At 56.3% G+C, this 8,443-nt stretch carries 7 protein-coding genes and 3 pseudogenes; 2 read left to right on the plus strand and 8 right to left on the minus strand.

The window, feature by feature from the left end:
• From K289_RS49855 to K289_RS51235, 6 genes and pseudogenes are all read right to left on the minus strand, one after another.
• Positions 1 to 199: pseudogene (locus K289_RS49855) on the minus strand (IS256 family transposase); the annotation flags it as partial.
• Between the two features lie 528 nt (positions 200 to 727).
• Positions 728 to 1,510, minus strand: coding sequence for a hypothetical protein (locus K289_RS47045; RefSeq protein WP_035687792.1), 783 nt, complete (start codon positions 1,508 to 1,510; stop codon positions 728 to 730).
• Positions 1,511 to 1,787: 277 nt separating this feature from the next.
• The gene (locus K289_RS0139565) at positions 1,788 to 3,794 is read right to left on the minus strand and encodes a nitroreductase family protein (RefSeq protein WP_156918444.1); all 2,007 of its coding nucleotides are present in this window, start codon (positions 3,792 to 3,794) and stop codon (positions 1,788 to 1,790) included.
• Positions 3,795 to 3,903: 109 nt separating this feature from the next.
• Positions 3,904 to 4,578, minus strand: a complete 675-nt coding sequence (locus K289_RS0139570; RefSeq protein WP_027556390.1) for a hypothetical protein — start codon at positions 4,576 to 4,578, stop codon at positions 3,904 to 3,906.
• Positions 4,579 to 4,666: 88 nt separating this feature from the next.
• Positions 4,667 to 5,119: a hypothetical protein gene (locus K289_RS0139575; RefSeq protein WP_027556391.1), complete on the minus strand. Its 453-nt coding sequence runs from the start codon at positions 5,117 to 5,119 to the stop codon at positions 4,667 to 4,669.
• A 214-nt stretch (positions 5,120 to 5,333) separates the two neighbouring features.
• Entirely contained in the window at positions 5,334 to 5,909 is a 576-nt protein-coding gene (locus K289_RS51235; protein WP_156918445.1) for a hypothetical protein, read from the minus strand.
• A 119-nt stretch (positions 5,910 to 6,028) separates the two neighbouring features.
• Between K289_RS51235 and K289_RS0139580 the strand changes: the two genes are divergently transcribed.
• Complete coding sequence (locus K289_RS0139580; protein ID WP_027556392.1) at positions 6,029 to 6,766, plus strand: glycosyl hydrolase; 738 nt, start codon at positions 6,029 to 6,031, stop codon at positions 6,764 to 6,766.
• 262 nt (positions 6,767 to 7,028) lie between these two features.
• Positions 7,029 to 8,056: pseudogene (locus K289_RS47050) on the plus strand (IS110 family transposase).
• A 23-nt stretch (positions 8,057 to 8,079) separates the two neighbouring features.
• Here the strand turns inward: K289_RS47050 and K289_RS52000 are convergent.
• Both K289_RS52000 and K289_RS49860 read right to left on the minus strand, forming a co-directional pair.
• Positions 8,080 to 8,235, minus strand: a complete 156-nt coding sequence (locus K289_RS52000) for a hypothetical protein (protein ID WP_198024866.1) — start codon at positions 8,233 to 8,235, stop codon at positions 8,080 to 8,082.
• Positions 8,232 to 8,443 (minus strand): annotated as a pseudogene (locus K289_RS49860) (IS701 family transposase); the annotation flags it as partial. The pseudogene K289_RS49860 and the gene K289_RS52000, both read right to left, overlap by 4 nt.

An 8,443-nucleotide genomic window follows, 5' to 3' on the forward strand; every position in this document is an offset into this window, starting at 1 on the left:
CCCAACGGTGCGCCCGCCGCGCCGCATCGCGACCGTGGCGCGGCCCGCAGGCCGCCGTGACATCCGCCTCCATCATCGTGCCGAGCGCCTCGATCCCCGCCGCAAGGCAGAACCGATCAAAGCTCGCCCGCACTTCTGCAAACGCTTCGTCCACAGCCCCAGTCGCCGGCGAACCAGCCGGTGTGATATCTCTCGTCATGGCGTTGCTCTCCTTTGTGGAATCAGCACCCCGAGCCTACCGGCTCAAGGTGGGCAACGCCGACCTCTTCAGAAATTCAACAGAACCCGGGACATCCCCCCCAAGTGCCCCCCCATCTTCCTCAAGTCCGGGCCCTGGCCTGTTCGGCCAGCACCCAAATCCGAGGCTCTCTCCGTGCAGCTGGGCAACACCGGCAACGACCAGCGCATCGAGAAACGCAGTCCGAAACTGGTCGAGGCCTAACCCCAGCCGGAGCCGCAGGCGTGCGTCGGCTAACTACCAGATCTACTTCCCGCGCAGCCATGCGCCCAATTGCACGGAGCGATTCGAGAGACAGACGGTCCTCCGCGCGCCGTCGCGCGGTCTGCACGAGCTCTTCGCTTATCGACAGTTCGCCGGCCAATGGAAGCATTGCCTGAGACCATTTCAAGCATTCTGGCCTTCCCAGCTCGAACGTCTTGATCCACTCACCTTTCATGCGCAATTCCTTCCTGGAGCTGCATCTATGAAAGCCATACTGATCACGCGCTAAAGCAAGCTTGCGCCGCCAGCGGCACCGCCATCAACCAGAGCTCCTACAAGATGATTGCAGGCAGCCGCCAATTGGTCGAATTGCTGCCAACAGAACTCGTAGGCAGGAACATCCGCGCACAGCCGGGCCAGTGTGACCACGCTTTCGTCAGCAGACGCGCCCACGTCGATCTGATGGCTAGACAGCCGGCGAAAGGCCATTTCCGGCGAGATCGTTCGCAGAGCAGCGACGCCAGCATCGCGACGCAGCGCTACAATATGGGTTACAGGCGCTGGCCTGGACTCCAACCTGCCGCAAATCTCTTCAGCCGGCATGAGCACTTTGCCAGTCCCCCCCTCTCGTTTTATGCCCATAGCAAAGATCAACGGCTCGACAATGACCGTGCGTCGATGGATGAATGCAGCCTCATCCGTAAGTAGGCTTCCTCCATGGTCGGCGCATAGCAGCCGAGAAACGCTTGTCTTCCCCGCACCACGCTTACCGGGAAGCAAGACACACAGGTTTTGAGGAAGGCGCACGCAGGCGGCGTGCAGCGCCACATACCGGCCCACGCTGACCGGATGGTGATATGGAATCAACGGAGGATAAGGGGATGTCCATGGCTTCGCGCGCTGCGACGCGGGGTACGAAACCAGTACTCCCTTATAAGGCAAGCCACGTTGCTCTGGTGGTCGCTCCCGATAAAGATACCGGTCGAACGTGTCTAACGTGACCTCGAGCCTGACCTCGGCGGTTTCACGGTACGAATTACCCAGCGCATGTGCCGACATGTACTGCATAATTCCATCCCGGCAGGCGGGTGAAGTACACCGCACCTCGACCGTGACACCTAGAAGACGCAGTAAAATAGGCGACAGGGGGGGCATTCCGGCACCGGTTTAAGGACTTGCCCGCTGAGCGAGACCATCCCTTGGTCTGTCAGAAACTTGGTTTACGAGGTGGATTGATGTGATGGCCAGGAATTCTGTCTCTGGATCCCAAACGACCACTTTTTGGTCAGCCGAAAAGCGGAAGAGCTTCCATCCCTTTTGGAAACTCAAGTTCCAGACATCGTACTCATCCCTCGCCACTGAGCGGCCTTCCGATGCTCAAGAGATACCCGATGCGTGTTGCCGGGTCTGCCTCGATCCCAAGCAATCGAAGTGTATCCCCTTCCGAAAGGGCCGGGGTGAGGAACACCCCCAGGTTGGCTTGAGTTGCGCAGACGCACATTCGATGAGCGGCCATACCAAGTGACAGAATCCGGGTCTCGTATGCAGACGCCTCTTTCAGAGAGGGAGTGATGTCCGCTATGAGCCAAACGGTGAAGGCGCCGGCGGCGCTGGGGAACTGGCCGGTAGTCGCCTTGGCAACCTCATCGCGTGTCACCTTGACAGCGGTCGGCACCAGACCATTAGGGGACCAGCGATGTAAGTGGTCATCAGTTCCTTCAACCGCGAAGGGCGCGACCGTGGCGGTTAGTTCGGTTCCTGACAATCCGTGGTCCAGGATCCGCATCAGGGTCAGTGGGTCCACTGCGGACGACGAGAATTCGCGGCAGGTTTTTCGCCTGACGAGCTTTTCGAAATTCAACGACGATTGTCGCTGCTGCAGACGTTCATTCAACTCATCCAACGGCCGTCCGTCATATGACGCACGGGATTCTACAACCTTCAGCAACGACAGATACCAGCCGTAGCGTGCCCACAGACGGACACCACGATAAAGGCTTTCTCCTTCTCGACGGTCGACCAACAGGCCTTGACTGAAAAGCTCGCGAATGCGGTCGGTCGAAATCCCGGTCGCTTTCACGATCCCCTCCATAGTGCCGATACGATCCCCTCTCTGCGATGGAATGCAATGGTTGAAGACCAAAAAATCGGAACTATTGACCTTGAGTTCACGTGTCGACGGCCATGCAGTGCGTCCAACGAGGCCGTCTTTGGCAAGCATAAAATGGGCGAAAGGATTTGTAAGAAACTCCCGATCGCTATCTGCAAGGACAAATGTGGGCGGTGGGGCTATATCAATCTCGTCGGCGCCTCGCGCCTCGCGCCCGCAAGGATAGGAGACCTGCTCATCGCCGATATCCTTCAACCGGATCTCGAGCAAAGGTGGCGCTGCAAGCCATTCTGACGAAACATCAGGCCCTGCCGACGGCAGGTGATAGCTCACCTGGAAATCGAGCTCGGCGGCCACGATTGAAATCATTTCGGCGATATGGCCAGCGTCGAGAACGAGTGGACGAAAGGCCCTGATATCCCGATAACGCCACATGGCGCGTTCGACAGTCGAGCGCAGAGTTATTTTAGCAAAGCAATCGGCGGATAACCCCGTAGACGACGAACCGGAGATTCGGACGAGGTTGTGCGTAGCTGCTTCATACGCATAGCTGCCACTTAGTATGTCAGCATGATCTTGGACGAGCTCAATGAGTGCATCGGTTGGATGCCGTGCGCCGCCGGAAGGGCTGGTTCTCCGAACTCCGGGAAGGAATTTTGAAGGCACCTCCCCAACCGCTCCAAAGACGAACTCCAACAGAAACGCCAAGCGGTCGATGATCAGGGCATTCTTCACGTTGCGCAGCCCGTTACCGGGTTGGGTCAGGGCGTGCGATTTGGGCAGGGGGATGTGTCTTCCATCGTATTCCGAGTGAGACGGTGGCGGTGGCCACATTCGCGCGTATTGGAGCATCGTTTCCAGATCTTTCTCTCGCCAATCGCTGGTGGAGTAGTCCCGAAACGGATAGTCGACACACATCAAATGATAGAGTTCAGTCAACGTACGGGGGCGATCGACGCCCCGGGTGAGTATTCCAATTGATTCAAGCTTCGCAAGCTGGCCTTCCAGAGCTTCACCCCTTGTCGTAACAGTCCGACCCTTGTGCTGCGTATTGGCATTCGCTATGATTTCGATAGCTGGGGGGATGACGTCGGCGCCTGCAGCAAGGAACGACTTGCGCTTTGCCGCCTGTATGATCATCCAGCGGCCAGGACCGGCATACGATGGCGCGTGTAACCGACTTTGCACAATGAGAATATCGGTCGACGCTCTCAGCCCTTTGGCTTGAATATGGCGCAACATCCTAGACCCTTGCTCAACACATATTCCAGACTTGCGGTCGCACGAGCTGCCACAGAGGTCAGATCGTTCATCGCGTGATTGTCGGCCCAGACTCCGGCCGCGGCAACTCTCAAGATACGTAGTTGCTCATGCGCTCCTTATATTCAGACCGAACATCCAACGCCATCGTCAGGCCGAGGCGGATAGTACTCATCGCACCTTCCCGAAACTCCACCGCATCGCTCGCATGGAAAATGGAAGCGTCAAACAGTACCGCGCGGTTTGCCCGATAAGGAATGACCGTGAGGACTTCTGGGGCTAACTTCTCAAAGAACTCTCCAGCCCAAGGCATGGCGTTAAACTCATGAACCAGCATGTCGGGTCTGCGTTTTAATCGATACAGAATCAATCCGCCGGTGGCTGGATTCAGATTATATTCGTCCGGAGTGAGCCAAAGATTGAGCGCCATGTAGGCATTATCGGCATGAACGTGGAGACCTGCGTTCTCATGACACGCCACCGCCCAATGCTTTACGAGGTCCAACCCCTCGGTCAGCGATCCCAGCCGAGTCTTGATCTCGGAAACAATTCGATCGAGATTTGCGATAGGAGGCTCGCGGTTGAACAGCTGCTTGACCTGCCAGTTTTTTCGCGCCCAACCGCCATCCGCCAAAAGGGTCTGCCGCACCCCGTGAAATACGCCGGGTGCTAGAAAGTCATCCAAGATCACAAAACCGAATGGCTGTCTCCGGGCATATCCCATCCGCACGAGAAGCCAATCGCGTTCGGTCAGAAGATCGCTCATCGGAGCCGGCCCCTAAAATCCGACGCACCTTTCGACAGCCCACACCTTCGTGCAGGGTCAGCGATACGTTAAAGAACCCGACGGCTTTCTAGCCAGTATTGGATTGGAGGAGGCCGCGCTTTAGGAGGGGAATCTCTTCCACGAACTCCATGCCTCCGGGGACGATGAACGACACATATTCGCCGGAGAGCGGTAGCTCCGGCTGCTCGACCTTGAATTTCGACAGTTGATCGTAACTGAGAAAGTAAGCGGTTCGGTCAGCCAGGTACCGGATAAGCACATCTGGACTGTCCCCGGGCTCGTCATTGTACGGCGGCACTTCATCGATCAAATCTGTGCCAGAGATACAGAAAGTGACGGTACCCGAGCGAAGATTTGCGAACGTATCAGGCGTAGCGCGATGCCCGTTCAAGATATTAGCCGGAATGAAATAAGCGCAACCTTTTCCCGGATGCTGGATGAGCACATCCGGAAGAGAAGCGAACACCCTGCTGAACTCATCCGGCTTCTTCGCATCTTGAGACTTAGCTTGAAGTTGCATTGCTTTGCCCTCGCTGTGGGAGGATGTGTGGATATCGTGCCGCGATGGCCACGACCGGATTCTAGAATACCTAAGCTTGTTGCATTAGCCACCTGCCAAACCTTGTAGGCCCCTTAATCCTTTCCAACCGTCAGGTAGTATTCGTCACCATAGATGATGCGGTGCCGCTTCGGCATAAGCGCGCTCGCAATGGCTCACTATTACATTCTGGAGGCTAGGAACCAGCAGCGAGCTTAACGACGTTTTTGAGCATGATGCATGCGAAGGCGATGAGGTGGAGGTCAGCAAGTCTCTCGATAAGGATAGAGCCAGAGCTTTGCGATTTTCTGGAATGCTCATTATCGTCACGTGATTGCCTGGAACCGGTACAGCATGAATGGCCGCCGTACTCAAAACCCGGTCCCACCCCCCGCATAGGCGAATCTGCCTCTGGACTTGGCGAAGTGTTGGCTGTTCGCTCCCGGTTATTGGGGAGAGATTCGAGAGCATAATACTGATGTACTTCGATGGGTAAGGATGGGACTTGGTACAGCTGCAGCGCTCCTTGGAATTGCGTAATTCTTTCATATACAGCCTGCTGATTCTGGAGGTCACGATGAGGTGGTATTGCTCCAATTTGCTGCGCCTTTTCAAGCAGCTCGGCAATCGAACATTGTCTAGCAAATTGGTGTAACAATTCGAAGCGCTCGTCGTCCAAGGAGTCCAGAGATTCTAGGACCACTTCTTGTACCACCTGGGCGGGTGATATGCTTGATCCATTCGCCAGTAACGTAACATCAATGAAAGCCATGAATGAAACTGCTTCATCGAGATTCAGCAAGCATTGGGCAATTGCGTAACTGCGCTTGGTCCAACTCTTGCTTGCAAGACAATAGAGGGCCGACAAAAGGTCGCGTTCGGAGATTGAGCATGGCAAAACGATTCGAGCAAAAGGCACTTGTGGCGCTGATTACGACCGCGACAGCGCTTTTCCCGGTATCAGCAAAAGCTCCGATATGGAGTTCGAGTGCTCAATACGGGTCCTTTTCACTCAACGGCTACAGTTGGAACAATGACGTATGGGGCGTTGGCGCAGGACCTCAGACCATCTCGGTGAATGCTGTCAACCAGTGGGGGGTGTGGTCGAACCAGCCTGATACTGGCGGCATCAAGAGCTACCCCCATGAGGGTTTCAATGTCGGGAAACCGCTCAGTTCGATCGCCACTCTGGTCTCGGCCTTCAGTCAGGATGTTCCGACTGGCGGCGCTTGGGATGTCGCCTACGATATCTGGGACAGCTCAAATCAGTATGAGATAATGCTCTGGACGAATTACACCGGCAATCCCGACGGGGGAGGCAATGTCAAGCCCATTTCTTACAAGTACGCCCCTGGCGGGGCGGCGACACCGGTCTACACAAATGTTAACGTCGGCGGAGCGACTTGGAACGTGTTTGAAGGCGAAAATCGCCACAAGGTCATCTCATTCCTTCGCACTTCGAAGACCAACAGCGGAACGGTGGATATCAAGAGCATCCTTCAGTGGATCAAGTCGAAAGGCTACTTTGGAGAGATAAACGTCGGCAATGTGCAATACGGCGTTGAGGTCACCTCCTCCCAAGGCGGGATGAACTTCAACTTCAATAATTGGACCCTGACAACGAAGTGAGTGCAGCGGTGATCGCGCGCGACAAGTTGTTGAATGGCCTTTCGGCCGCGATGCACCATGGCCCCGTCACCTGGGTAGTACAGCATGGACCGAAGGTGCTCTGGGACAACGTATCCCTCGGAGACGCCAAGAGTGTCAATCGGCATTGAACTGGGACCCCCGTGGGGTCCCAGTTCAATACGATGACGTAATTGCGGTCGGCCCTCGAGGCGAAGGTCCTCTATCTTCAAGCCTTCACGCGATCAAACGATTCGGAGGGGCTATGATGCAATATGTTGGGCTTGACGTGTCGCAAAAGGAGACCTCGGTGTGCGTGGTCAACGAAGCTGGACAATCCGTATTTGAGGGAAAGGTCAAGTCCGATCCGGGGGCTCTCAACGCGCTGCTTCGCGAGCGAGCCCCGCATGCGGTGCGCATCGGGTTTGAGACCGGGGCAATGGCAAGCTGGCTATGGCATGAACTTCGTAGGGTCGATCTTCCGGTGGTCTGCATAGACGCTCGTCATGCGCACGCGGCTTTGTCAGTGCGCATGAACAAGAGCGATCAGAATGACGCTCGAGGCCTGGCCGAACTGGTGCGCGTCGGTTGGTATCGAGAAGTCAAAGTAAAGAGCGAGGAAAGTCAGAAAGTCCGCGCGATACTCGTCGCGCGATCCCGGCTTGTGACCATTCGGCGGGATATCGAGAATCAAGTCCGCAGCCTGATCAAGGAATATGGGTTACTGTTCCCGCGCGCGATCGGCAAACATTTCCGCAACCAGGTCAGCGATCTGTTGGGCGAGGATCATCAACTCCTCGGCGTGATCGCGCCGCTTTTGTTGATCCATGAGCATATTTGCGAACAGCAGAGCAAGTTCGACGACGAAGTCCGCCGATTGGCAAAGTCAGACGAGACAACGCGCCGTCTGATGACGGTTCCTGGTGTCGGCGTGGTAACGGCTTTAACCTTCCGTCATACAATCGATGACCCGTCGCGCTTCCGATCAGCCTCGACAGTCGGCGCCTATCTGGGCCTTACCCCTCGCCGTAACCAATCTTGCGAAACTGACATCACTGGCAAGATATCGCGATGGGGCGACCGGCTTCTCCGAAGCTACCTGTTCGAAGCGGCGACCGTTCTGCTTTATCGGACAAAGAAATGGTCCTCGCTTAAGGCTTGGGGAATGAAGCTCGCGAAGCGAATTGGCGTGAAGAAGGCGAAGGTCGCCATTGCTCGGAAGATCGCCGTAATTCTCCATTGCATCTGGTCGACGGAACGTCGTTCGACTGGGGCCAGGCGAAGCCCGCCTAATCTCGTCTCGCGAATTCCTAGCATTACAGTTGTAATTGTTGCCTGAGATGGGCCTTGCGCGCGTTGGCCTGATGGGCCCTGCGCCAGGATGACCATGCGAGGATGTGGGCGTGCGAGATGCGCCGCTGGGCAAGCTTCATGGCGATGCGGCGGATTTCCTGGATCGACCAGCGGATCAAGAACGGTGCTTTGGTCGAGACCGCGGTTGCGTTTTTTTGAGCAATGGATCGGTGTTGGCCCGATGACGGATGACGGCCATCGTGGCGAAGGCAAGCATGACGAGTGAGACGTGGCGATGCCAGCCATGCCAGGAGCGGGTTTCGTTGTGATCAAGGCCGAGTTCGTTCTTCGCAGTTTCGAAGCTGTCCTCGATAGCCCAGCGATGGC

Origin of the sequence: Bradyrhizobium sp. Cp5.3, from assembly GCF_000426265.1 — a bacterium.
Taxonomy (GTDB): domain Bacteria; phylum Pseudomonadota; class Alphaproteobacteria; order Rhizobiales; family Xanthobacteraceae; genus Bradyrhizobium; species Bradyrhizobium neotropicale.

What these genes read in the sequence shown, in the direction of transcription:
- K289_RS0139565 (WP_156918444.1), bottom strand. Translation starts at nt 3,794, where the DNA reads ATGTTGCGCCATATTCAAGCCAAAGGGCTGAGAGCGTCGACCGATATT.
- K289_RS0139570 (WP_027556390.1), bottom strand. Translation starts at nt 4,578, where the DNA reads ATGAGCGATCTTCTGACCGAACGCGATTGGCTTCTCGTGCGGATGGGA.
- K289_RS0139575 (WP_027556391.1), bottom strand. Translation starts at nt 5,119, where the DNA reads ATGCAACTTCAAGCTAAGTCTCAAGATGCGAAGAAGCCGGATGAGTTC.
- K289_RS0139580 (WP_027556392.1), top strand. Translation starts at nt 6,029, where the DNA reads ATGGCAAAACGATTCGAGCAAAAGGCACTTGTGGCGCTGATTACGACC.
- K289_RS47045 (WP_035687792.1), bottom strand. Translation starts at nt 1,510, where the DNA reads ATGCAGTACATGTCGGCACATGCGCTGGGTAATTCGTACCGTGAAACC.
- K289_RS51235 (WP_156918445.1), bottom strand. Translation starts at nt 5,909, where the DNA reads ATGGCTTTCATTGATGTTACGTTACTGGCGAATGGATCAAGCATATCA.